The sequence below is a fragment of the Streptomyces sp. NPDC027672 genome, assembly GCF_055566335.1.
The window spans coordinates 487,099-509,932 of sequence record NZ_JBVHSO010000002.1 but is presented as its reverse complement, the minus strand read 5'-3'; the positions used below and the strand labels follow the sequence as shown (position 1 = coordinate 509,932).

The 22,834-nt window shown below is 71.9% G+C and carries 18 protein-coding genes and 1 pseudogene; 10 read left to right on the top strand and 9 right to left on the bottom strand.

The features are described 5' to 3' along the window. Window positions 1-118: 118 nt before the first annotated feature. From ACZ4SV_RS06645 to ACZ4SV_RS06630, 4 genes are read right to left on the bottom strand one after another with little or no spacing between them, the layout of a single operon-like run. Complete coding sequence (locus ACZ4SV_RS06645; protein ID WP_468001951.1) at window positions 119-1,477, bottom strand: MFS transporter; 1,359 nt, start codon at window positions 1,475-1,477, stop codon at window positions 119-121. Beyond that, the gene (locus tag ACZ4SV_RS06640) at window positions 1,474-2,685 is read right to left on the bottom strand and encodes a type III PLP-dependent enzyme (protein WP_468001949.1); all 1,212 of its coding nucleotides are present in this window, start codon (window positions 2,683-2,685) and stop codon (window positions 1,474-1,476) included. Before ACZ4SV_RS06640 ends, ACZ4SV_RS06645 begins: the two co-directional genes overlap by 4 nt. Then, window positions 2,682-4,397, bottom strand: coding sequence for an IucA/IucC family protein (locus tag ACZ4SV_RS06635; RefSeq protein WP_468001947.1), 1,716 nt, complete (start codon window positions 4,395-4,397; stop codon window positions 2,682-2,684). Before ACZ4SV_RS06635 ends, ACZ4SV_RS06640 begins: the two co-directional genes overlap by 4 nt. A gap of 24 nt (window positions 4,398-4,421) precedes the next feature. After that, window positions 4,422-6,101 (bottom strand): IucA/IucC family protein, encoded by a 1,680-nt coding sequence (locus ACZ4SV_RS06630; RefSeq protein ID WP_468001946.1) that lies wholly within the window; start codon window positions 6,099-6,101, stop codon window positions 4,422-4,424. Window positions 6,102-6,703: 602 nt separating this feature from the next. Here ACZ4SV_RS06630 and ACZ4SV_RS06625 point away from each other — a divergent pair. Continuing rightward, a complete protein-coding gene (locus ACZ4SV_RS06625; protein ID WP_468001944.1) occupies window positions 6,704-7,471 on the top strand; it encodes a response regulator transcription factor in 768 nt (255 codons plus the stop codon). Beyond that, entirely contained in the window at window positions 7,468-8,997 is a 1,530-nt protein-coding gene (locus ACZ4SV_RS06620) for a sensor histidine kinase (protein WP_468001942.1), read from the top strand. The genes ACZ4SV_RS06625 and ACZ4SV_RS06620 overlap by 4 nt, the downstream gene beginning before the upstream one ends. Before the next feature lie 145 nt (window positions 8,998-9,142). On the opposite strand, the gene ACZ4SV_RS06615 is transcribed toward ACZ4SV_RS06620, so the two are convergent. Together ACZ4SV_RS06615 and ACZ4SV_RS06610 are read right to left on the bottom strand one after the other, a co-directional pair. After that, entirely contained in the window at window positions 9,143-9,850 is a 708-nt protein-coding gene (locus ACZ4SV_RS06615) for a ZIP family metal transporter (RefSeq protein WP_468001940.1), read from the bottom strand. 401 nt (window positions 9,851-10,251) lie between these two features. Beyond that, complete coding sequence (locus ACZ4SV_RS06610) at window positions 10,252-11,043, bottom strand: COG4705 family protein (RefSeq protein WP_397935177.1); 792 nt, start codon at window positions 11,041-11,043, stop codon at window positions 10,252-10,254. 335 nt (window positions 11,044-11,378) lie between these two features. Here ACZ4SV_RS06610 and ACZ4SV_RS06605 point away from each other — a divergent pair, with 335 nt between their 5' ends. The 4 genes from ACZ4SV_RS06605 (at window position 11,379) to ACZ4SV_RS06590 (ending at window position 15,169) form a co-directional block, all read left to right on the top strand. Next, window positions 11,379-12,326 (top strand): ABC transporter ATP-binding protein, encoded by a 948-nt coding sequence (locus ACZ4SV_RS06605; protein WP_468001937.1) that lies wholly within the window; start codon window positions 11,379-11,381, stop codon window positions 12,324-12,326. Next, the gene (locus tag ACZ4SV_RS06600) at window positions 12,323-13,162 is read left to right on the top strand and encodes an ABC transporter permease (RefSeq protein ID WP_468001935.1); all 840 of its coding nucleotides are present in this window, start codon (window positions 12,323-12,325) and stop codon (window positions 13,160-13,162) included. Before ACZ4SV_RS06605 ends, ACZ4SV_RS06600 begins: the two co-directional genes overlap by 4 nt. A gap of 79 nt (window positions 13,163-13,241) precedes the next feature. Then, entirely contained in the window at window positions 13,242-14,504 is a 1,263-nt protein-coding gene (locus ACZ4SV_RS06595) for a sensor histidine kinase (protein WP_468002493.1), read from the top strand. After that, a complete protein-coding gene (locus ACZ4SV_RS06590; RefSeq protein ID WP_468001933.1) occupies window positions 14,501-15,169 on the top strand; it encodes a response regulator in 669 nt (222 codons plus the stop codon). Before ACZ4SV_RS06595 ends, ACZ4SV_RS06590 begins: the two co-directional genes overlap by 4 nt. A 253-nt stretch (window positions 15,170-15,422) precedes the next feature. Here ACZ4SV_RS06590 and ACZ4SV_RS06585 read toward each other — a convergent pair. Then, a pseudogene (locus tag ACZ4SV_RS06585) lies at window positions 15,423-15,542 on the bottom strand (IS5/IS1182 family transposase); the annotation flags it as partial. Window positions 15,543-16,008: 466 nt separating this feature from the next. Here ACZ4SV_RS06585 and panD point away from each other — a divergent pair. Together panD and ACZ4SV_RS06575 are read left to right on the top strand one after the other, a co-directional pair. Next, window positions 16,009-16,428, top strand: coding sequence for an aspartate 1-decarboxylase (panD, locus tag ACZ4SV_RS06580; RefSeq protein WP_468001931.1), 420 nt, complete (start codon window positions 16,009-16,011; stop codon window positions 16,426-16,428). Between the two features lie 30 nt (window positions 16,429-16,458). Further along, window positions 16,459-16,806: a GNAT family N-acetyltransferase gene (locus tag ACZ4SV_RS06575; protein ID WP_468001929.1), complete on the top strand. Its 348-nt coding sequence runs from the start codon at window positions 16,459-16,461 to the stop codon at window positions 16,804-16,806. 736 nt (window positions 16,807-17,542) lie between these two features. Here the strand turns inward: ACZ4SV_RS06575 and gndA are convergent. After that, window positions 17,543-18,982: an NADP-dependent phosphogluconate dehydrogenase gene (gene gndA, locus ACZ4SV_RS06570; RefSeq protein WP_468001927.1), complete on the bottom strand. Its 1,440-nt coding sequence runs from the start codon at window positions 18,980-18,982 to the stop codon at window positions 17,543-17,545. Window positions 18,983-19,252: 270 nt separating this feature from the next. Between gndA and ACZ4SV_RS06565 the strand changes: the two genes are divergently transcribed. Beyond that, window positions 19,253-20,407 carry a transglycosylase family protein gene (locus tag ACZ4SV_RS06565; RefSeq protein WP_365875852.1) on the top strand — a complete coding sequence of 385 codons (1,155 nt, stop codon included), beginning with the start codon at window positions 19,253-19,255 and terminating at the stop codon, window positions 20,405-20,407. On the opposite strand, the gene ACZ4SV_RS06560 is transcribed toward ACZ4SV_RS06565, so the two are convergent. Beyond that, window positions 20,377-21,807 carry a DMT family transporter gene (locus ACZ4SV_RS06560; protein WP_468001925.1) on the bottom strand — a complete coding sequence of 477 codons (1,431 nt, stop codon included), beginning with the start codon at window positions 21,805-21,807 and terminating at the stop codon, window positions 20,377-20,379. The two genes, ACZ4SV_RS06565 and ACZ4SV_RS06560, sit on opposite strands and share 31 nt — an antisense overlap. A gap of 240 nt (window positions 21,808-22,047) precedes the next feature. Here ACZ4SV_RS06560 and ACZ4SV_RS06555 point away from each other — a divergent pair, with 240 nt between their 5' ends. After that, on the top strand, window positions 22,048-22,806 hold the full coding sequence (locus tag ACZ4SV_RS06555) for a (2Fe-2S)-binding protein (protein WP_468001923.1): 759 nt from the start codon (window positions 22,048-22,050) through the stop codon (window positions 22,804-22,806). The last annotated feature ends 28 nt before the right edge of the window (window positions 22,807-22,834 follow it).

The following is a 22,834-nucleotide window of genomic DNA, read 5'->3' as shown; positions in this document are numbered from 1 at the left end:
GTAACGACGGCTTTGTAGCCGGACACCTCGACGAGGCCGCACACCGGCACCCACCCTGGCGCGTGGTCGCCACGATCTTGATCGTCCAGAACGGCACGCCGCCAGCTCAAGGGCATGCTCACCGGGGGAAGCGCTCCTCACCCGTGGAGGGAGTCCTGCCGGATATGCCGGCCTGAGGTGTGCCGGGGAGTGGTGCGCCGACCGGTCCGGCGGCCTGCCTTGGACGGTCCAGCCGTCGGCGCCGGGCGATCACCGACGAGAGAGCGAGCGCGGAAGCCGTCGAGACGATGCCGCCGAGGATCAGGCAGGAGCGGGTACCGAAGGCGTCGGAGACCAGGCCGACGAGGGGGGCGCCGATGGGTGTGCCGCCGAGGAGGACGAGGAAGTACACGGACAGCACGCGGCCGCGCAGGTGCGGCTCGGCACGCAGTTGGGTCAGGGCGTTGGCGGTGGTGGTGACGGTGACTGCGGCGTAGCCGGTGGGGATCAGCAGCGCCGTGAATGTGCCGTAGCCAGGCATCAGGCCCAGCGCCGCTTCCAGCACTCCGAAGACTGCGGTTGCGGTGACCAGGCGCCGTGCGGTGGGAGGCCGACCGTCGTGGGCAGCGAGCGCCGCGCCGATGAGGCTGCCTGCCGCGTAGGCGGCCGAGAGGCAGCCGAAGGCGGCGGCGCCGGAGTGAAAGACCTTCAGGGCTACGAGGGAGAGGGTGACCTGGAAGTTGAACCCGAAGGTGCCGACGACGGCGATGAGAGTGATCGGCAGCAGCAGTTCCGGGGTGGCGGTGATGTGACGGAACGCCTCGGTCAGCCTTGGACCGCGGCGCTGAGGCGCGCTGGGCTCGCGCGGGGCGCCGGGGGGAATGCTGATCAGCCCGTACAGGACCGCCAGGTAGGAGACGGCATTGATGAGGAACACCGGGCCGGTGCCCATGACGGCGACGGTCAGACCGGCCGCGGCGGGGCCGAGGATGCGGGCGACGTTGAACTGGGCTGAGTTCAGGCTGATCGCGGCGGGCACCCTCTCCCGGCTGACCAGTTCGGAGATGAAGGCGTTGCGGGCGGGGCTGTCCACGGCGGTGGCGGTGCCGAGGGCCAGGGCCAGCGCATGAACGGACCACAGAGTCACCGCCCCGGTGACGGTCAGCAGCCCCAGCAGCAGGGACTGCACCGCTATGGCGGTCTGCGTGATCAGCAGCAGCCGGCGCTTGGGCAACCGGTCGGCGAGGACGCCCCCGGTCAGGCCGAACAGAGTCTGGGGCAGGAACTGCAGCGCGGTCACCACACCGACCGCGCTGCCGCTGTTTCCGGTGAGGTGCAGGACCAGCAGATCCTGGGCGGCGCGCTGCATCCAGGTGCCGATGTTGGAGGTCAGCTGGCCCAGCAGATAACGGCGGAAGGGGCGGATGGTGAGCGTGTCGAGCGCCGCGCTCGAAGCCTTGCCTCCCCTCCGTGCGTCGGCTTGGTGATCCGTGCTCATGCCGTCTGGAAGGCGTAGGCGTCTGCGACGGGAGCGTCGGAGCCGTCGACGTAGTGGAAGGCCGGGTGGGGGTGCATGAGGAACTCTTGGTGGGAGATGTTCCATGCGTAGGCGCCCGCCATCGCGAAGGCGATCCGGTCGCCCACCCGCAGCCGGTCGACCCTGATTCGGCGGGCCAGGACGTCCTTGGGCGTGCACAGTTGCCCGACGAGGGTCACCGGTTCGTCACGGGCCTCGGGACGGCCCCAGAGCTGGTGCCAGGAGTCGTCGGGGATGACCTCGAAGGGCTGGTCGTGCTGTTTCGCGGCGGGCGTGCGCAGGTGGTGTGTGCCTCCGCGCAGGACGGCGAACGCCTCGCCGCGGCTGAACTTGATGTCCAGGACCTGGGTGACGTACCAGGCGCAGTAGGCGGTGACCGAGCGGCCCGGTTCGATCCGCAGCGTCAGGCCGGGGTGGCGCTCCAGGGTCCGGCGCAGTCCGATGCCGAAGGCCGGCCAGTCGAAGACGTGGCGGGGGTCGGCGTAGTCGACGCCCATTCCGCCTCCGATGTTGACCTCGGTCAGGATCATCCCCCGTGGGTGCGCCCAGCGGTCTGCCCAGCTCATGACCTGATCGACGAGCGCGAGGTGGGCGCGCGCGTCAAGGCCGCTGGCCAGGTGGGCGTGGAGCCCGTGCAGCCGGATACGGCCGTCGGCGGCGATGATGTGCAGGCACCGGTCCAGCTGGGAGGGGTCCAGACCGAAGGGGCTGGGCCCGCCGCCCATGGCCAGCGCGACCGAGCGGACCACCACCGGTACGTTGACGCGCAGGAGGACGTCGGCGGTACGGTCGCCCAGCAGGGTAGTCAGGGTGCGCAGCTCGTGTTCGCTTTCGATGTGGAGGCGTTCCGCCCCGGCGTCCAGGGCCTGGGCCAGTTCGGCCGGGGTCTTGCCGGGGCCGCCGAAGGCGATCGGCGCGTCGGGGAGGAGGCCGCGGATGTGGCGGATCTCGCCGCCCGAGGCCACCTCGAACCCGTCGACATGCTCGGCGAGGGCACGCAGCAGGCGCGGGTCGGAGTTGGCCTTCGCCGCGTACAGCAACTCGACGCGTCTCGGCAGCGCGGCCCGGATCGCGCGCGCGTGCTCGCGCAGGGCGGGCAGGTCGTACACGTAGGCGGGTAGGTCGTCGTCGGACAGTTGGTGGACGTGGTGGAGCAGAGCGGGTCTCACCGGTTCACCTCGCGGGGGAAGTGCCTGCCGAGCGGGCTGGGCAGGGGGACGTAGGTGGCGTGCCGGTCCGCCCGCCGAGCCCAGCGCAGCAGGAGGTTGGCTTTGGCGGGCAGCGGAACACCGGCCAGCAGGGCGCGCAGCCGTGGTGGGTCGGCGGCGGTGCGGGCGTAGGCGTCCAGGTGGTCGCGGACCAGGCCCCACAGGGCCGGTTCGCGTGCCGGACCGAGGTCGGCGAGGGCACCGAGGAGTTCGGCGACGTGGTTGACCAGCAAGCAGTAGGCGAGGCGGTTCCAGCCGTGTTCGGCGTCGTAGGTGAGGGATCTGCTGACGTCTTCGGGCAGAGCGGCGAGGGCGTGATGGTGATGGTGGGACAGGAGTTTGGTTCCCTCCAGGTCGCGGAACAGCATCTGCGCGGGTGAGCCCTCGTCGTTCACGCCGACGACGACGTTCTGCAGGTGGGGTTCCAGGACGACGCCGTGGTCGAAGTAGGCGGCCAGCACCGGCGGCAGCAGCAGCCGCAGGTATGCCTCCCACCAGGCCAGGACGTCTCCGTCGCCACGGGCGAGCAGATGAGAGACGTGGGCCGCACTGGTGGGGTACTCGTCCGCGATCGCGGCGGCCAGCACAGGCGTGACACCGGGACGAAGATGAGGGCGCAGGCCGGAGCGGACGATGACGCCGAAGCCCTCCAGCAGGGCGGTGTCGTCGTCGACGGCGAGCGTGCGGTAGCCCGGCTCGGCGAGCAGTGCGCAGCCGGGAAAGCGGTCGGCGATCCGGGCCATGACGGGCTGGACGAGCTGGTTCAGGGCGACGGCACCGGTGAGTTCGTAACGGGCGTGTCTGCGTAGGCAGTTGGTGAGGCGGACGTTCAGGCTGAACTTCAGGAACGTGTCCGCGTCCGGTTGGTACAGGGTGCGCACGGATGCGGTGGGCACCAGCTCCGGCCCGCTCAGGCCGGTGTCCACGACCTCGCCCGCGTCCACCGCCGCGCGCAGGCGGGGGTGGTCGCTCAGGAGCCGGAACTGCCAGGGGTGCACCGGCAGGGTCACGAAGCCCGGATCCGGCGCCGGGCACAGCGCGTCGAGCTCGCGCAGGTCGCCCTCCTCCTGCACCAGGTGGCGGCGCACGGCCAGATGGCGAAGCCGGAAGCGGGCGCCTGTTTCCGGCCCGTAGACCAGCCAGTCCGCAGGGTCCCCGGTGCGGGCCTTGGGCGTGGGGTGGAAGCGGTGGCCGAACACCAGGGACTGTTCCGAAGCGAGGTAGAGATCCGTATCCGGCGTCGCGTCGGCCCGCTGCTCCAGGGCGGTGCGGATGGTCTCGCGGCTGTCGCGGATCTGGTCCAGGAACTCGTCGTTGGCTGTGCCGGTGCGCTGCTCCAGTTCGTCCTGGACGTAGCCGGCCAGTTCCCGCCAGCCGATGGTGACCCAGCCGTCGCTGTCGAGCCGCTCGGCCGGCCCCTGGAAACGGTGGGCGCCGATCAGCGAGACCCTGCGCAGTCGGGCGCGCAACAGCAGGTCACGTCGGGGCAGGCGCAGCAGAAGGTGGTCCTGGTCCACGGTCACCTGGTGCTCGGGAGCGGAGACCTCGCGGATCAGGCAGTTGAGCAGTGTGTGAGCGGTGACGACGTCGGCCGTCTGCGCGGAGCTGTCGGATGCGGTGGCGGCGGTGACGGTCGTGGTTGTGTGGCTGGGGGCAGTGGCGGAGGTGGTCATGCAGTGGCTCCAGTACGTCCGAAGTCATGTGTCGGTCGTCGGCCGGCCGTCGTGCGGCCATTGGCCATGCCAGGACCGGATGGACCGGTGCTTCCGTGGCCGCACCCGGGGCTGCGGGGGGCAGCGGTGCAGGGCGAGAGGATTGGGGACGGGAGTCCACTGCGCCGCGCCGGTGTCCTCGGCCAGACGCATCGCGACGGTCGCCTTCAGTGGCAGTGTGTCGCCGAAGAACGCTGCCGCGTCCCCGTTGTCGGGCAGCTCGCTGTACACGCGGCGGCCAGCCTCGGCCACCGTCTCCCACAGCGTCCCGGGATCTGCGGCCCGGGTGCGGGCGAGGACGTCGACCAGTTCGCTGAAGACCCCGCTGAGCAGTCCGCCGAACAGCTTGGCGCGCAGCGCGTGCATGTCGTCGCCGGCGCGGGTGCCTTCCAGCGGCGGCAGCGTGAACCCGCAGGCGGCCAGTCGGCGGGGACTGACCCGTACCCCGTCCAGATCCCGGTACAGCACCCGCACCGGCCGTCCGTTTCGCAGTACTACCAGGGTGTTCTGGCCGTGGGCCTCCAGGGCCACTCCCATGGACAGCAGCGCCAGCACCGGAGGCAGGACGAGTTCGGCGAAGTCTGCCAGCCAGCGCACAGGATCGCCTGCCACGACGGCGGCGTCGGTGGCGTACACGGCCGTCAGCGGAACGGCGATCTCGCCGTCGCCGAGGTGGTGCTCGGTGGACTCCCTGACCATCGCGGCCAGGCTCGCGGACACCCGGCCGTCCACCCGTACCGCGCCGCCGCCCAGCTCGCGCAGGACGTGCAGGCTTCCGTCGAACCCGGCCTTCTCGACGACCGCCGAGACCAGCTCCGACAGGGGCGGGCCGTCGGCGACCTCGACCGGTGAGATGGTGCGGCGGTAGTTGGTGACCTGGACGTCGAGCGCGGTCTTGATGTGGCAGCCCGCGAGACCGGCCGACGGCGCCAGGGTGCGCAGTGACAGCAGCGGCCGGGCCGGCAGTGTGTGCCGCGTCACGGCGAGGTCGCGGTGGCGTACCAGCACGTGATCCCGCTGCCAAGGATGCACCGGGACCAGGAACGTGTCGCCGTCACGCAGCTCCGCGGGCCATGTGCCGGCCTTCTGCAAGCGGTCGGCCGGGACGGCGAGCAGGGCCAGCCGGATCACCGGATGGTGTTCGGGCGCGTAGGCGAGCACATCGGCGACGGACATGCCGGTGCGGGTGCGGCAGCACGGGTGCTGCGGGTGGCCGTCGACGACTGCCTGCTCGGCGTCGGCCGAGTCGCGCAGTGGAGGGGGTCCTCCGGCGTTCGCGGCGCGGGCCAGAGCCAGGTTGACGACACTGTTGTCCAGCTCCGCGGCGAGCCGGCTTGCCGCGGCTGTGCGTGACTTCAGCTGCGCCAGCAGCTCTGCCGGCTCGCGGAGGGGCCCTTCGGGTCCCATGACGGTGAAGTCCTCGGGAATCCGGGCGAACCGCTGGGCATACGCGTCGGGGGCGGTGAGACGGCCACCGCTGTCGAGAGTGCACACCAGCGTCTCCGCCTCTCGCCGCCGGCCGGTCACTCCGGGAACCGGCTCGCGGGCGAAAGCGCCCCACAGCCGGCCCAGCACGGTGGCACGTGCCGCCGGGAGCGCGTGCATGAACGGCTCCACCAGATCCGGGCGCACCAGGCGCAGCTCTTCGACCGCGGTCTGAGACATCAGCACCGTCCCGGAAGAGATGAAGACAGCCGATTCGTGAAGACGTTCGAGCCTGTTTTTGGCATGCCTATGTCCAATAATTGTGTGGGGGGTCCTTTGTGCGGCGTGCCTGTGGCCCGTCGGCAGCACGACACTACGGGGAGCTGTGTAAACGAATGCCCAGCGCACATACAGCAAGCGCCGCGAGAAACGCCACGGGACGGGAGGAATACCTGAACTCCCCACGCTTTCCTGGCCCGCATTCGGCTTGACGGAACCATCGCGCCACAGTCAGGAGACGCCAGCGGAGCGGTACAGGTGTTTCACGAGACCAAGCCCGGCAAGCAGGAGTTACCCGGTCAGTCCGCGACTCTTGGCCGTGCTTCATTCGACGCGATCGGCATCCGGGCTCTTAACCGTTCCCTGACCACGCGCTGTCGACGCACTGGATGTCCGAGCACACTCCTGGTCTCCGACTGCGCCATCCGGGGGAATTCCCACGAGCCCGTCAGGGGCCTCACCTGTGCCGACGTCACGGAACCGGCTCGGCCCGGATCACCGACACGGGGTATGCACCGGCGATTGACCCGCACGGCAGGCGTGCCGTTTGTGAGCCTGATGGCATGCACGTGCTGCTGATCGAGGACGACGACCGGGTGGCCGAACCTCTGATGGAGGGGCTGTGCCGCTTCGGGTTCACCGTGGAACACGCGCGGACGGGTGCCGAGGGCCTGTCCGCCAGCGAACCGGAGATGGTCCTGCTGGACCTGGGGCTGCCCGACATGGACGGCATCGACGTCTGCCGGGAACTGCGGGTCCGTTCCGCTGTCCCGATTATCATGATCACTGCCCGGGACTCCGAGGTCGATCGAGTGCTCGGCCTGGAACTGGGCGCGGACGACTATCTGTCCAAGCCGTTCGGGACCCGGGAGCTGGTGGCCCGGATCCGCGCCGTCACGCGCCGGACCCGCGCTCCATCCGCCGGCCCGTGCGGTCCCGTGGGGGAGTTCGCCAGCGGCCCGGACCGGGACGGTGTACCGGGCGCCCAGCGGATCGGGCCCCTGACCATCGACCGACGCACCCGCCAAGTGCATCTGCACCAGTCGCCCATCGCCCTGGCTCCCAAGGAGTTCGACCTCCTCGTCTGCCTCGCCGAGGACCCCGGAGCCGTCTTCTCCCGCCAGCAGATCCTCGACACCGCCTGGGAGCTGCACTACTTCGGCCCGACCAAGACGCTTGACGTCCACATCGCCGCCCTGCGTCGCAAACTCGGTGATCCCTCCTGGATCGAGAACATCCGCGGCATCGGATTCCGCCTCGTACCACCGCCGGGAAGGGCCGACGCCACCTTCCAGGCACCGCTCGGACAGTTCCACAGAGGTGCCCGATGACCCGCCGCCTCCTGCTCAGCTACCTCAGCCTCATGACGCTCGTCCTGCTGGCCCTCGAAGTGCCGTTCGGTTTCGTCTACGCCCGCAGCGAGCTGAACCGCTTCTCCCGCACCGCGGAACTGGGCGCGGTGACACTCGCCTCGGTGTGCGAGGAGAAGATCGAGCACGGACTGGCCTCCGATCTGCCCCAGCTCGCCCGCAGCTACGCCCGGCGGACCGGCAGCAGCGTGCTCGTCGCCGACCGGAGGGGCGTCGTCCTCACCGACACCACGACCGCCACCACCGTGGGAAGGAACCTCTCCTCCGAACCGGACATCGCCGCCGCCCTGAGCGACCGGCCCGCCACCGGCATCAGCCACGACCTCGTCCCGGGCGGCAAAGTCCTGTTCGCCACCGTGCCAGGGGCCTCCAGCGACACGGTGCCCTGCGTCGTGCGGACCCTGTACTCCCTTGGCCCACTGGCCCAGAAGGTCCACGCCACCTGGATGGCGCTCGCCCTGGTCGGGCTGGGCGTGCTGGTCATGGTCGCTCTCATCGGCTTTGCACTGGCCCGCTGGATCACCCGGCCCCTCCGAGCCCTGGAATGCGCCACCAGGCAACTCGCCGACGGCCGCCTCACCGACCATCCGGCCACCGACCGCGGGCCGCCGGAACTGCGCCAGCTGGCCACCTCCTTCACGCGCACGGCAAACCGGCTCCAGCACCTGCTCCACGCCCAGGAAGCCTTCGCCTCCGAGGCGTCACACCAACTGAAGACCCCGCTGACCTCACTACGCCTGCGCCTTGAGAACTTCGAGCCTCATCTCGCCCCCTGCGCCCAGCACAGTCTCGACGAAGCGATCGGCGAAGTGGGACGGCTCAGCCGCATGGTGCAGGGGCTGCTCGCCCTGGCCCGCCTGGAGAACTCGGCGATCACAGCGGAGGTCATCGACCTCGACGCCGTCGTGGCCGACCGCGCGGCCATCTGGACAGCGTTCGCCGGTGAACAGCGCGTCGACATCAGCGTGGCCGGAACCCCGGCCGGACCGGTGTGGGCAGTCCCGGGAGCACTCGAGCAGATCATCGACAACCTGCTCTCCAACGCACTGCGGGCGTCTCCTCCCGGCAGCACCATCACCCTCGCAACCGCACCGGCACCCACCGACTCCGGCCGTACACCACCCATGGCCGAGCTGCACGTGGTCGATCAAGGCCCCGGCATGACCGAAACCGAACGGCAACGGGCTTTCGAACGGTTCTGGCGTGCCACCGACACACACCACGACGGCACGGGTCTCGGCCTGTCCATGGTCCGGCTGCTCACCCGGGCCAGCGGAGGCGACGTCACACTCGACGCCGCACCCCAAGGCGGCATCGACGCCCGCATTCGGCTCCGGCCCGTACGAGCCACCCGTATCGGAAGACATCCCGTCAGCCGCGCCGGGTCAGCGCACCTCGCCCGTGCCGGGGCCGCCGGCCAGGAACACGGGCAGACGCGCCTTCCGGGGGATGGCGCGGGCCACCGGGCCCAGACCGACGGGCCGTAGGCGACTGTCCTCGCCGTGGTGTACCCCGTACCGGCGGGCAGGTTGATGACGCCGATTCGGACTCGGCACGCGGTTCGCGACACCGGTCGGGCGGCCAGGGCGGCAGAGGTACAGCGGTCACCGGGGCCGGAGCGCCGCCGCCCGTTCAGGCGCCGGCCGCCGTGACGACGGCGTCGGTGGCGAGACCGAGCAGGAGGCCTAGCAGGACGCACCAGGTCGTGAGTGTCTTCAGCCCGATCCTGCGGGCGACCGCCAGCAGTTCGATGACGACGTAGAGGATCGATCCTGCGGCGAGACCGAGGAAGGCGATCGAAAGGGTGTCGTTGACCAGGTGCTGGCCGAGGAGCGTGCCGAGGAAGGTGGGGCCGCCGCCGATGAGGCCGAGCCGCAGCAGGTTCGGCCAGGACGGGCGTTCGCCTTCGGCGCCCAGGGGGGTGACGATGCCGAAGCCCTCGGTCGCGTTGTGCAGGCCGAACCCGACGATCAGCAGGAAGGCGAGGGACAGTTCGCCCTGGGCGGTGGAGTTGCCGATGGCCAGGCCCTCGGCGAAGTTGTGCGGGCCGATGCCGGTGGCGATCATCAGCGCGAGCGAGCCCGCCTGACTGCGGGTCTTCGGTGCCGGCTCGGCGGTGGCGGCACCGGGCCCGGTCGGGCGGGCGGAGGCGGCCCGGCGGCGGCTGACCCAGGCGTCGTAGTGGACGAGCCCGGCCAGGCCGGCCGTGAGACCTACGGCCAGGGTGACGCCCCCGGACGCGACGCTCGCCCATGCGTGCTTGCTCAGCGCCTCGTCGACCGGTTCCCAGGCGTGGGTCAGAACGTCCCATACGAGGAAGGTCAGGATGCCGATGGCCACGGCGTTCAGGGCAGCCTTCAGGCGCGGTGTGGGCGTGCGCAGGCGGCCGACGGGAAGGCCGAGGCAGACCATTACGGGCAGTACGGTGCAGGATTCCGTTGCGGACAGCCGCCGTACGCTCTTCGCCGGCTCTCGCGGCTGGGCCTGAGCACACCGGAATCCGGGTTCACTGCGTAACGCGGCGTTGCCGGTGCTGGACGGCGCTGCCCGAGACCGGCCGATTCCACAGCCGCCGCCGCAGTGACGGTGCATCGCCGTGATGACGGCGGCGCGGCGAGACACCCGCGCACCTGGCCGCGCAGCCCGCGTGGTCCACGAGGACGAGCGCCGCGGCCTGGATACCGGCGACCACGATGACCAGAACGGGGACGGAAACGTCCCCTGACGTCCGGTCCCGGCCGTCAGTTCGCCTCACCGCTGGGCGTGTCACGGCGCGAGGTGGCCAAATACCCGACGAAGCAGACGATGGCGACCGTCCAGGCGAGGGTGACCGGCCCCAGTCCCAGCCCGAGCCCGCCCCGGGTGTGCCCGAGCGCCATCCAGTCGGCGAGGGAGGCGCCGAGGGGCCGGGTGATGACGTAGGCCGTCCAGAAAGCGGTCACGGCGTTCAGGGCGGCGAAGCGGTGGGCGAGCGCGGGCACGCAGATCGCGGCGGCGAAGAGGACGACCGAGCCGAGGTAGCCGAAGCCGACGGTGGCGGTCAGGTCGCCGGCGGCGGTGCCGAGGGCGAAGGTGGCGAGGACCGCCGCCCAGTAGAAGGTCTCGCGGCGGCGGGTCCGGATGCCGTGGACGGACAGCGTCCGCTCCGCGGCGTACCAGAGGGCGAACACGGCGGCCAGGACCGTGACGAAGAACGGTGTGGACACCGTGTAGGAGATGCCGAGGCCGACGTGCAGGACGTCGGCCGCCATCGTGCCGAACACGCTGACCATGACGACGGCGGTCCAGTACACCCAGGCGACGTACCGGCGGAGAGCGAACTGCACCGCCAGGGAAGCCACCAGGGCCAGACCACCGAGCGCAACCGCCGGCACCGGGCCGAGCACCCGCGCCAGCAGGTCCGACGCGGTCTCGCCCATCCCGGTGGTGAGCACCTTGATGATCCAGAAGTAGACGGTCACCTCCGGCACCTTGTTCGCCATCTGCCGTATGGGGGCCAGGGGCCGGTCGTCGAGGAGGTGCTCTGTAGTCATGATCGCACGATGACATGGTGAACTCTTGAACACTGGACACGTTTGCCATTGCTTTGGGGCTTCCGGAGCATAAATTTCACCACCGCACGGCCTACCTGAACGCAACCTGAACAGCTCGGCGAATTCCCTGGTCACGATGGTTGCGTTGGTGATATCCGTGAAATTTTCCGCCGGGCACACTCACCGCGGCGCGCGCTCGGAAGCGCGTAGTACCGCGGTACCACGCGCGCGGGCCGTTTCAGCCTCCAGTACCACCGAGTCGGAACGATCGGGACTTAGCGTTGCGGGTGAGGCGCCGGATCCGACGGACGCCGAGCCCGAGAGAAAGAGCGCCCATGATCGACGCGCAGCAGCTGACCAAGAGGTACGGGGAGAAGACGGCCGTCGACGGCCTGGACTTCGTCGTGAAGCCGGGCACGGTGACCGGCTTCCTGGGGCCCAACGGAGCGGGCAAGTCCACGACGATGCGCATGGTCGTCGGGCTGGACGCCCCCACCAGCGGCTCCGTCACGGTGAACGGTCACCGCTACGCAAGGCACCGGGCACCGCTGCAGGAGGTCGGCGCCCTTCTGGAAGCGAAGTCGATCCACCCGGGCCGCTCGGCCTACCACCACCTCAGGGCATTGGCGCTGACGCACGGCATCCCGCGCCGCCGGGTCGACGAGGTCATCGAACTCGCCGGGCTCGGCAGCGTGGCGAAGAAGCGGGCCGGTGCCTTCTCCCTCGGTATGGGCCAGCGACTCGGCATCGCCGCGGCGCTGCTGGGCGACCCGCAGACGGTCATGCTGGACGAACCCGTCAACGGGCTGGACCCCGAAGGCGTGCTCTGGATACGCAACCTGCTGACGTCGCTCGCCGAGCAGGGACGCACGGTGTTCGTGTCCTCGCACCTGATGAGCGAGGTGGCACTGGTGGCGGACCACCTGATCATCGTGGGGCGCGGCCGGCTGCTGGCCGACACGACCGTGCGGGACCTGGTGCGCGAGGCGGGGGGCGACACCGTGCAGGTGGCTACCCAGGACCCGGCCCGGCTGCGGGACGTCCTGGCAGGGCCGGGGGTCGACATCACCGGGCACATCGGTTCTGAGGATCTGCAGGTGACCGGGCTGACCGCACGCGAGATCGGTCTGAAGGCCGCCGAGCACGGGATCGCGCTGTTCGAACTGAGCACGCGCCAGGTGTCGCTGGAGCAGGCGTTCATGGACCTGACCAGGGATGCCGTGGAGTACCACGGCTCCACGACCGGCACCGAGACCGTCGAGCCCCTTGAGAGGACTGCATGACCACCGTCACCGCCCTTACGGAAGCGCCTCCCGGTGCCCCCGCCCGCCCCGCCTACCGGGTGACCGGGCGGCGCGTGCTGGCCTCGGAATGGGCCAAGCTCTGGTCCCTGCGGTCGACCTGGATCACCCTGGGACTGGGCTTGCTGTTCCTGATCGCGTTCGGACTGATCGCCTCGAGCCGGTACAAGTCCGGGATCGGCTCAGACCACATGGACCGGGACTTCGCCCGTTCGACCGCCGTGAGCCTGTCGCTCTTCGGAACGAACTTCGCCCAGTTGGCCTTGGGCGTCCTCGGCGTGCTGGTCACCGCGGGCGAGTACTCGACCGGCATGATCCGCTCCACCCTGGCGGCGGTGCCGCGCCGGCTCCCGGTCCTGTGGTCCAAGGCAGCCGTGTTCGGCCTGGTAGCGCTGGTCGTCGCAACGCTCGGCGTCTTCGTCGCCTTCCTCTTCGGCAGCCGCATCGTCTCCGGCACACCCGCCGCCATGGACTTCTCACATGCCGGCGTCATCCGGAGCCTGCTGGGCGCCGGCCTCTACCTCGGCCTGGTCGGCGTGATCGGCACCGCCCTGGGCGCCCTGCTGCGCTCGGTGGCAGGCGGCATCTCCGTCCTCGTCGCCACGCTGATGCTGATTCCCGGCCTGGTCTCCCTGCTGCCCAGCTCCTGGCGTGACGGCATCATCCCCTATCTGCCCAGCAACGCGGGCGAGTCGATCTTCGCCCTGACCCACGACGCCACCAGCCTGTCGCCCGGGGCCGGGCTGCTGGTCTTCCTCGGCTGGACGGCACTCGCCCTGGCCGGTGCGGCATACCGGCTGCTGCGCAGCGACGTGTGACGCCTTGCACGACGCACACGTGACCCCCGTGATCACCTTGGCCTCCGAGGCCGCCGTGTCCGCCGAAGACATCGGTGGGATGGGACCGCTGGTCGCCCGGCTCTCCCGGGTCGGTCAGCGGCTGCGGCAGGCCGACCAGGCACATCCGTGGGTGCTGGACACCGCGGTGGTGGTGCTGGTCTTCCTGATGTTCTGCCTGCCGGACCTGCTGCACGCAGGTGGCGGCGACGGCGACGGGCCCCGCCGGTTCCGGCTCGCCTTCACCCGGCTGCCGGTGGCGGGAATGCTCGCGCTGCAGGCCGGGCTCGTACTGCCCCTGCTGTGGCGCCGACGCGGCCCCGCGGTCGCTTTCGGCGCCGTGGCAGCAGTGTTCGTCCTGCAGTGGTCGCTGGGTGCCGCGCTGCGCGCGGACATCGCCCTGTTCATCGCCCTGTACAGTCTCGCCCTGCACGGGCGGCTACGGCAGTTGCCGTGGGCCTGCGGGGTCATGGCGGCCGCGTTGGTGCTGGTCGCCGTGCGGGCGTCGGCGGCGGTGTCCGCCGGGGACGCGCTGTTCTTCCTGCTGAGCACGGCGACCGCAGCCCTCGCCCTCGGTCTTGTGATCCGGATCCGCCGGGCTCAGCTCGCCGGACTGCGGGAACGGGCGGCCCGCCTGGAAATCGAACGGGACCAGCGCAGCCGGCTCGCCGCCGCGGCCGAGCGCGTCCGGGTGGCCCGCGAGATGCACGACATCGTCGGCCACAACCTGTCTGTCATCATCACCCTCGCCGACGCCGGGGCCTACGCCACCGTCGTCGCTCCGGAACGGGGCAGGGAAACCCTCCACCTCATCGGCGACACGGGCCGGCAGGCACTCGGCGAACTGAGACGCGTGCTGGGTATCCTGCGGGAGGCGTCGGACGGCCCGGAGAACGCCCCGGAACTCAGCCCCCAGCCCGGCCTCACGGACATCGACGAACTGTGCGAGGGGGTTCGGGCCGCCGGCCTGGAAGTCGTCTACCGGACAGCCGGTGATGTCGACGCCCTGGACAGCGGGGTCCAGTTGACGGTCTACCGCATCGTTCAGGAAGCCCTGACGAACACACTGAAACACGCTGGAGCCGACGCCCGGGTCAACCTGACCGTCATGGTGAAGGACATGCGGCTGACCATCACGGTCCAGGACATCCGCTCGGCCGGCGTCTGCCGCCGGCATGATCCGGCGAACGAGGAAGGACACGGCCTGGTGGGCATGCGAGAACGTGCAGCTCTCTACGGCGGGAGTCTCAGCGCGGGCCCGGCTGGTGGTGGATGGACGGTCGAGGCCATCCTCGACCTCACCCCCCAAGGCGGTGCCCAGTGACCACCGTGCTCATCGTGGACGACCAGCCGCTGCAACGTTACGGCTTCAGCCTGCTCCTCGACTCGGTTCCCGACACCGAGGTCGTCGGCGAGGCCGCCCACGGCGGCGAAGCGGTCCGGAAGGCAGCCGAACTCCGCCCCGACGTCGTCCTCATGGACATCCGCATGCCCGGCATGGACGGCATCGAGGCCACCCGCCGCATCACCGCCACGGGCGACCGCTCCCGCGTCCTGGTGCTGACCACCTTCGACCTCGACGAATACGTCCACGCGGCCCTGCGCGCCGGCGCCAGCGGCTTCCTCCTCAAGGACGCCCGCCCCGAAGAACTCCTCGCCGGTATCCGCGCCGTCGCCATCGGCGACGCCGTCATCGCACCCGCACTCACCCGCCGCCTCCTGCACCGGTTCGCCCACCTCGTACCACCGCGCCCCGGCGGACCCGCCGAAGACACACGACTGAGCTCCCTCACCGACCGCGAACGCGAAATCCTCGTCGCCATGGGCAAAGGCTGGAACAACGGCGAGATCGCCACTCACTTCGTCCTGTCCGAGTCCACGGTGAAAACCCATGTCGGCCGAGTCCTGGCCAAGATCCGCGCCCGCGACCGCGTCCAGGCCGTGATCTTCGCCTACGACCACGGCCTGGCCCGCCCACATGCCGAGTGAGCCGGGAACGACGCTCCGACGTGCCGGCAGAAGCGCGCGCTTGGCCTGGTCACCCATCTGCTTCCGGCCCACTGCCCGGCGCAGTCGTCGAGGGCGTCCGACGGGCTGATGACGAGCGGGCTCGGCCCGGCTGACTCCTGGTCGGCCGAGGCGCCGGGTCACGCGGGGAAGTCGGTCGCGTCCATACCGGCATTGGATCGCTTGTCCGAATGCGGCGGGGAACGCGCAGGCGGGCCATGACGTCCGTGAAGGCGGGTGCGTCTCCGGCCTGACCGGCGGTGAGGACGAACACCAGCGGCCGGCACCGGCCGTCGGCCGCGACGTGGATCTTCGTGGTCAGTCCGCCGCGGGACCGGCCGATGGCCTGATCGTCCGGCTCGCCAGCCGGCTAACGCTGTGACCTGCGGCCACCGCGTGATCGTTTGTCTTCACACACCGATGATCAACGGGTGGCCGCACCCGTCTCCACAGCGCGTCGGGGTCGCGCAGTGTCCGCCCGCCGTTCCTGTCTACGTTGCCGCGCCCGTTCGGCATCCGGAATCTGCAATGGGCCTTGGGTGCCTGCACCTGCGGGGCGGTATGGAGGCGCTCGGGCTGTCATCACGGATGCCCCTGAGAGGGTGCTGCGTAGGCTTGTGCCGTCATCGCGGTGGGGGGAGGGGGAGCGCGCGAAACCTCGTCCAGTCGCCTGACGGCGTGTCAGGAAAGTCAGCAAGTGGTCAGCATGAGTCCTGGAAAACCTGGGGAAAGCTGCCCGGACACGCGACTCGTTGTAGGCTGTGGAACCAGCCCTTGACCTGCAAAAACGCAGGCAGGGAGCCGACCTACAGGAGCACAGAATGCTGCGCACCATGTTCAAGTCCAAGATCCACCGTGCCACCGTCACCCAGGCCGACCTGCACTACGTGGGGTCGGTGACCATCGATGCCGATCTCCTCGACGCCGCCGATCTGCTGCCCGGGGAACTGGTGCACATCGTCGACATCACCAACGGTGCCCGGCTGGAGACGTACGTCATCGAGGGGGAGCGCGGGTCCGGGGTCGTCGGGATCAACGGGGCGGCGGCCCACCTCGTCCACCCCGGCGATCTGGTGATCATCATCAGCTACGCTCAGGTCACCGACGCGGAGGCCCGCGAGCTGCGGCCCCGGGTCGTGCACGTCGACGCCGGCAACAGGATCGTGTCCCTCGGCGTCGACCCGTCCGAGCCGGTGCCCGGATCGGACCAGCAGCGCAGCCCGCAGGCCGCAGGAGCCTGACCGGCGGACCAGGACCAGGAGCGTGTGCCCATGAGCGAGACCCAGATACGCGACGACCGGGCGGCGGGCCGTCTCGAGGCCGTCGGCGACGACGGCGAGGTCGTCGGCCGCATCGAGTACTTCGTCCTGGAGTCGCCCGCGCGCGCCCTGGTCCCCGTCCACACGATCGTCGAGCCCGCCCACGAGGGCAAGGGCATCGCCGGGTCGCTGGCCCGCGAGCTGTACGCCCTGGCCGAGCGCGAGGGCATCCCGGTGGCCCCGCTGTGCCCGTACGTCGTCAAGTGGGCCGCGCGGCACCCGGAGACCGCGCCGCCCGCCGACCCGGCGCTGCTGTCGGCCGCCAAGGACTGGCTGCGGGCGCATCCGGGACGGTTCTGAGCGAACCGCCGTTCCGGGTCGGAGCGGACCGCCGTATCGGGTCTGAACCGCCCTGTCGGGTCTGAGTGAACCGCCGTACCGGGTCCGGCCGGCCGGCCGTCCGCCCGGCACCGGCCGCGGAACGCGCCCCCGGCACGGTCCGGGCCTCCCCGGTCCCGGGGAACCCCGGCCACCGTCCGGGCCGACCCCGGTCCCGGCCACCGCCCGGCTCCCCGGCCCCGGCTCCGGGTCCCACCCCGCCCCGTCCCCGGGTGAGTGGCCGCGTCGCGCCCGGGTAGGCGGGGGTGGAGATCACTGGCGATGTCCTGTGACAGCCCGGAGGAGACCATGACGAACCCGTACGACCCGGTCCCGCCCGCGCCGGGCCCGGCTCCCACCCCGAACCCGGCCCCGCCGGACCCCTACCCCAGCCCGGTCCCGACACCGGAGCCGAGCCCCCAGCCCACTCCGCCCGCACCGGGCCCCGCCCCGACGCCGCCGGCCCCGGGCCCCACGCCGCCGGCCCCGGGCCCCACGCCGACTCCGCCGGCGCCGCCCCACCCGGGTCCGACGCCGGAGCCCTCGCCGGTTCCGCCGGGTCCCGAGCCCGTGCCGGAACCCGAGCCCGTGCCGGACCCGGAGCCGGGCCGGCCGATCGCCTGAGCGTGCCGGGGATCCGGGAGACGGCGACCGCGCGGCCGGCCGGGACGCGGACGTGTCCGCGCTTCCCGGCCGGCCGCGCGGTTCCCGCGTTCCGTCAGGCGGTCACCTCCGACCGGTCCCCGCCCCACAGCGTGTGGAACGCGCCGTCGCGGTCCGTCCGCCGGTAGGTGTGCGCCCCGAAGAAGTCCCGCTGCCCCTGCGTGAGCGCCGCCGGCAGCCGCTCCGCCCGCAGCCCGTCGTAGTACGCCAGCGCCGCCGCGAAGCCCGGCGTCGGCACGCCCTGCCGGGTCGCCGTGACCAGCACCTCCCGCCAGTCGTCCTGCGCGTCGGCGATCTCCCGCGCGAACGTCTCGTCCGACAGCAGGCTCGGCAGATCGGGCCGGGCGTCGTACGCGGAGCGGATGCGGTCGAGGAAGGCCGCGCGGATGATGCACCCGCCGCGCCAGATGGACGCGATCCGGCCGAGGTCGATGTCCCAGCCGTACTCCTCGCCGCCCGCCGCGATCTCGTGGAAGCCCTGCGTGTACGACACGATCTTGGACGCGTACAGCGCCTGCTCCACCCGGTCGGCGAAGGCCGCCGCCTCCGCCCCGCTCAGCGCGGTGGGCCGCGGACCGGCCAGCTCCCGCGACGCGGCCCGCAGCTCCGCGTGCCCGGACAGCGACCGGGCGAAGACCGCCTCGGCGATCCCGGACACCGGCACGCCCAGGTCCAGCGCGATCTGCACGGTCCAGCGGCCGGTGCCCTTCTGCTCGGCCTGGTCCACCACCACGTCCACGAACGGCTTGCCGGTGGCCGCGTCCTCGTGGGACAGCACCTCGGCGGTGATCTCGATCAGATAGGAGTCCAGCCGGCCAGTGTTCCAGGTGCGGAAGACGTCCGCGATCTCGGCGGGGGAGTAGCCGGCGACATCGCGCAGCAACTGGTACGCCTCGCCGATCAGCTGCATGTCGGCGTACTCGATGCCGTTGTGCACCATCTTCACGAAGTGCCCGGCGCCGTCGGGACCCACGTGCGTCACGCACGGCGCCCCGTCCGCGGCCTTCGCGGAGATCTTCTCCAGCATCGGACCGAGCGACTCGTACGACTGCGCCGAACCGCCCGGCATGATGCTCGGGCCGTGCAGCGCGCCCTCCTCGCCACCGGAGATGCCCGTGCCGACGAAGTGGATGCCCCGCTCGCGCAGCTCCCGCTCCCGGCGCCGGGTGTCCGCGAAGTGCGCGTTGCCACCGTCGATGATCATGTCGCCGGGCTCCAGCAGCGGGGCGAACTCCTGGATCACCGCGTCCGTCGGCTCACCGGCCTTGACCATGACGACCAGGCGGCGCGGCCGTTCCAGCGCCGCCACGAACTCCTCGGCGGTCTCGGCCGCGACGAAGTTCCCTTCCTGCCCGAACTCCTCGACGAGCGCCTTGGTCCGCGCCACCGTACGGTTGTGCACCGCGACCGTATAGCCGTTGCGGGCGAAGTTCCGGGCGAGGTTGCGGCCCATGACCGCGAGGCCCGTGACACCGATCTGCGCTGAAGTGCTCATACCGCCTGCTCTCTCGTCGTCTCGTGACTACGGCTTCGTCAGTACGTGCCCTGCCCATCCTGGCGTGCCGCCACCGCGGGCGCACATCCGGCCCGCCGGCCACGGGTACGCGACGGCACCGCCGATCGTCTCAGCCTCCGGCCGCCGCGCCCAAGTGGGAGGTGTAACCGGCCACTTGAGGGGTAAGGGCGGCCGGTTTCCCGTCTTGTCATGGCCTGTTCGCGGCGCTTACGTTGGCCCCTCCTGACGCATGGCGAGGGGATTTCGGACATGGCCGTACGCGGCCGGCACCGCCGGTACCAGCCGAGCAGGATCAACCGCGCCTCACTCACCGTCACGGCGAGCGGCGCCGGCCTCGCGATCCCGCTGGTCGCCGCCGGCGCCGCGCAGGCCGCCGACACGGCCACCTGGAGCAAGGTCGCCGCCTGCGAGTCCAGCGGCGACTGGAGCGTCAACACCGGCAACGGCTATTACGGCGGGCTGCAGTTCACCCAGTCGACGTGGGAGGCGTACGGCGGCACCCGGTACGCCCCGCGCGCCGACCTGGCCGGCCGGACCGAGCAGATCGCCGTCGCCGAGAAGGTCCTGCACGGGCAGGGACCGGACGCCTGGCCGGCCTGCTCGGACCAGGCCGGGCTCACCCGGGACGCCGGCGGCCCGGACGCCCGTCCCGCTACCGTGTCCGCGCGTCCCGTCGCGGCCGCCGCCCCGCGGTCCGCTGCCCCGCAGGACGTACGGCCGCAGACCGCCCCGCAGGCCCGCGCGGGCCTGACCCGGATGTACACGGTGGTGCACGGGGACACCCTGTCCGGCATCGCCGGCGACCACCGGGTGCCGGGCGGCTGGCACACGCTGTACGCGGGCAACCGCGCCACGATCGGCGCCGATCCCGACCTGATCGTGCCGGGCCAGCGGCTCAGCCTGAACGGCACGGCCACCCGGACCGCACCGCCCAAGTCGCCCAGGCACACCACGCCTTCGGAGCATCACGGTACGCATCACACCGCGCCGCCGGCCCGGCACGCCCTGGTCGCCCCGGTGTCCGCGTCCATCGGCACCGGCTACCACGTGGCCGGCTCCCACTGGTCGAAGGGCTACCACACCGGTGTCGACTTCCTGGTGCCGACCGGCACCCCGGTGCGGGCGGCGGCGGCCGGCCGGGTGGTGGCCGCGGGCTGGGGCGGGTCGTACGGCTACCAGGTGGTGATCCGGCACGCCGACGGCCGCTACACGCAGTACGCCCACCTGTCCGCCATCGCCGTGCGGGCCGGCCAGAGCGTCACCGCGGGCCTGCGCGTCGGCCGGTCCGGATCCACGGGCAACGTCACGGGCCCCCACCTGCACTTCGAGGTGCGGACGGGGCCCGGTTTCGGCTCGGACGTCGACCCGCTCGCCTACCTGCGGGCCGGCGGCGTCAGCATCTGACGCGGGCACGGTGCCGGCAGCACGACCGGCATCGGCAGCAGCACGGGCAGCAGCGCCGGCACCGGCAGGTACGGGCGCGCGGCCGGCGGAACCGGAACGCACGCGGCGGCCGGGAGCGCCTCGGTAGCGGGTGCGGTGGCGGCCGGAAGCGCAGCGGTAAAGGTGGTGGCCGGGGCCCCCGCGGCCCCGGTCCCGTCCGTTCCGCCCCCGGTCTCGGCGAACCGGACCCGGTACGTCCCGTCTCCGGTCCCGGCGGTCCCGGCCCGGTCCGCCGTAGTGAGTCCGGCCGCGCGCTGCCGCGGCACCCTGGGGCACGCCCCCACGGCGTCCCGGACCGCCTCGACGGCAAAACCCGGCCCCGGATCCGACAGAGCAAGGCCCAACCCCGGCACGGCAAGGCCCGGCCCCGCCACAACGAACCCCGGCCCCGGCGCGGCAGCGCCCGGCGTGCCGGGGACCAGCGTGCCGGCGCCCGGTACGGCGGCGTCGGCGTCCGCCGGTGCCGCGCCCTCGGAGCCGCCCGCCCCGCCCAGAGCAGCGGCGGCCTTCACCGCAGTTACCGGCGGCGTCCCCTCCCCGCCCTCCAGTCGTTCCGTCGTCAGCAGGATCAGGCCGCCCGCCGTCACGGCCGCGCAGCCCAGGGCGAGGGCGGTGCCCGCGGTGCCGTGGCGGAACGTCTCGCCGAACAGGACGATGCCGACCACGGCGGCCAGCACTGGATTGACCACCGTCTGCGTGGCCAGCGGGGCGGCGAGCCCGCCGCCCCGGTAGGAGATCTGGGAGAGCACCACGCCGGCGACCGTGAACGCACCGATCGCAGCGAGCGAGGACAGGTCGCCCAGGCTGATGCCGTGGCTCCAGTCCACGGCCACGGTCTTGGTGAACACCGACGACATGCCGAAAGCGATGCCGGAGGCGGTGGCGAGCAGCACGCTGCGCACCACGGGGTGCCGGTGCGCGGCCAGTCCGGTGCACGTCAGCGCCGTCACCGCCGCGCCGGTGACCAGGGCGACGGCCGGCCGCTGTCCCGGCGCCAGGGAGTGCCCGGCGGCGGTGCCGACCAGGGCGAGCAGTCCGGCGAGGCCGGCCGTGGCGAGGAGGGCGCCGCGCCAGGCGGTCGCCCCGGCCCGGCGGCCGACGCACAGCGCCGCCATGGGCAGCGCGAAGACGATGGTCAGCGCGCCGAGCGGCTGGACCAGGCTGAGCGGCCCGCAGGCGAGCGCCACGACGTGCAGCAGGCCGCCGAGTCCGTTGAGCCCCAGCGCGCCCCACCAGCCGGGCCGACGCACCGGGACGCCGCCGGTGGAGGACCCCGCGACCTGCTCCTGCGCGATCGCCCCGCCCGCGTAGGCGAGGGCGGAGACGACCGACAGGAGCACGGACAACGCCAGGGCGCTCATCGGCGTCTCCGGTGGTGTCCGCGCCGGGTGCGGCGGGCGTCCTGGGCGCGGCGCGGCGTGCGGTCGGCTTCCATGGTCACCACTCTGCCCGCCCGTATCCTCCGCGTCGTCGTCCCTGAGCACACATTGCGTCCTACTGCCGATGGAGTACACCGGCGGGGTGATCATCCCCTGGACGGGCGACGGCGTACGGACACCCGCCGGACGGCCGCCGGTGCGCGCCTGGTACGACTGGCTGTCGTGCGACTCGATCCCGGCCTGTCCGCGCTGCGCCCGCTCGGCGGTTTCTTCGTCCTGCGCACCCTCGTCTCCGGCGACTCCGCCGCGCGCGGGCTGCCGACGCTCGCGGACGGTTACGCGGGCGCGGCGGCGGACGGCCGCAGCGATCCGGTGACCGCGCGCGTGACCACCGTCGGGGAGCGGCTGCGCACCGCCGAGCCACGGGTCGCCGCCTCCCTCGCGCACCAGGGGCTGGCCGCCCGGCTGTGGTCGGCGGCGCTGGGCTGCGCGGTCCTGTACGGCCGGCTGCCCGACCTGGACCCGCGCCTGCTGCGCTGGGACGTCCGTGCCACCGCCCCTGACGACCTCCTCCTCACCGAGGTGCGCCCGCTCCCCGGGGACGCGGCCACGCTCACCGCGACCGTGCTGCACGGCCATCTGGAGCCCCTGGCCGAGGTGTTGCGGGCCCGTCACGGTGTCGCGGCCGGCCTGCTGTGGGGCAACGCGGGCTCCGCGCTGGCCGCGACCGTCCGGGAACTGGGCCGCTGGGCCCGCGCCCACGGCCGTACCGACGCGGCGGCCCGCACCCGGGCCCTGACCGGTGAACTGTTCGCCCATCCGCTGCTGGCCGGCACCGGCACGCGCACCGGTACGGCCTTCCGGCGCCGCAGTTGCTGCCTGTACTACCGGGTGCCCGGCGGCGGGCTCTGCGGAGACTGCTGCCTGATCCGGCCGCCCGGCTCCGCCCCGCGCTCTTCCCCGGAAGCCGCATCTGGGTGACCATGAAAGGGAACGTGCCACCGAGACC

Bases quoted from the DNA above. Each gene is read 5' to 3' on its own strand.
- gndA (WP_468001927.1), bottom strand. From the start codon at position 18,982: ATGAGCACTTCAGCGCAGATCGGTGTCACGGGCCTCGCGGTCATGGGC.
- ACZ4SV_RS06560 (WP_468001925.1), bottom strand. From the start codon at position 21,807: ATGAGCGCCCTGGCGTTGTCCGTGCTCCTGTCGGTCGTCTCCGCCCTC.
- ACZ4SV_RS06620 (WP_468001942.1), top strand. From the start codon at position 7,468: ATGACCCGCCGCCTCCTGCTCAGCTACCTCAGCCTCATGACGCTCGTC.
- ACZ4SV_RS06635 (WP_468001947.1), bottom strand. From the start codon at position 4,397: ATGACCACCTCCGCCACTGCCCCCAGCCACACAACCACGACCGTCACC.
- ACZ4SV_RS06565 (WP_365875852.1), top strand. From the start codon at position 19,253: ATGGCCGTACGCGGCCGGCACCGCCGGTACCAGCCGAGCAGGATCAAC.
- ACZ4SV_RS06600 (WP_468001935.1), top strand. From the start codon at position 12,323: ATGACCACCGTCACCGCCCTTACGGAAGCGCCTCCCGGTGCCCCCGCC.
- ACZ4SV_RS06605 (WP_468001937.1), top strand. From the start codon at position 11,379: ATGATCGACGCGCAGCAGCTGACCAAGAGGTACGGGGAGAAGACGGCC.
- ACZ4SV_RS06575 (WP_468001929.1), top strand. From the start codon at position 16,459: ATGAGCGAGACCCAGATACGCGACGACCGGGCGGCGGGCCGTCTCGAG.
- ACZ4SV_RS06645 (WP_468001951.1), bottom strand. From the start codon at position 1,477: ATGAGCACGGATCACCAAGCCGACGCACGGAGGGGAGGCAAGGCTTCG.
- panD (WP_468001931.1), top strand. From the start codon at position 16,009: ATGCTGCGCACCATGTTCAAGTCCAAGATCCACCGTGCCACCGTCACC.
- ACZ4SV_RS06630 (WP_468001946.1), bottom strand. From the start codon at position 6,101: ATGTCTCAGACCGCGGTCGAAGAGCTGCGCCTGGTGCGCCCGGATCTG.
- ACZ4SV_RS06595 (WP_468002493.1), top strand. From the start codon at position 13,242: ATGGGACCGCTGGTCGCCCGGCTCTCCCGGGTCGGTCAGCGGCTGCGG.
- ACZ4SV_RS06610 (WP_397935177.1), bottom strand. From the start codon at position 11,043: ATGACTACAGAGCACCTCCTCGACGACCGGCCCCTGGCCCCCATACGG.
- ACZ4SV_RS06625 (WP_468001944.1), top strand. From the start codon at position 6,704: ATGCACGTGCTGCTGATCGAGGACGACGACCGGGTGGCCGAACCTCTG.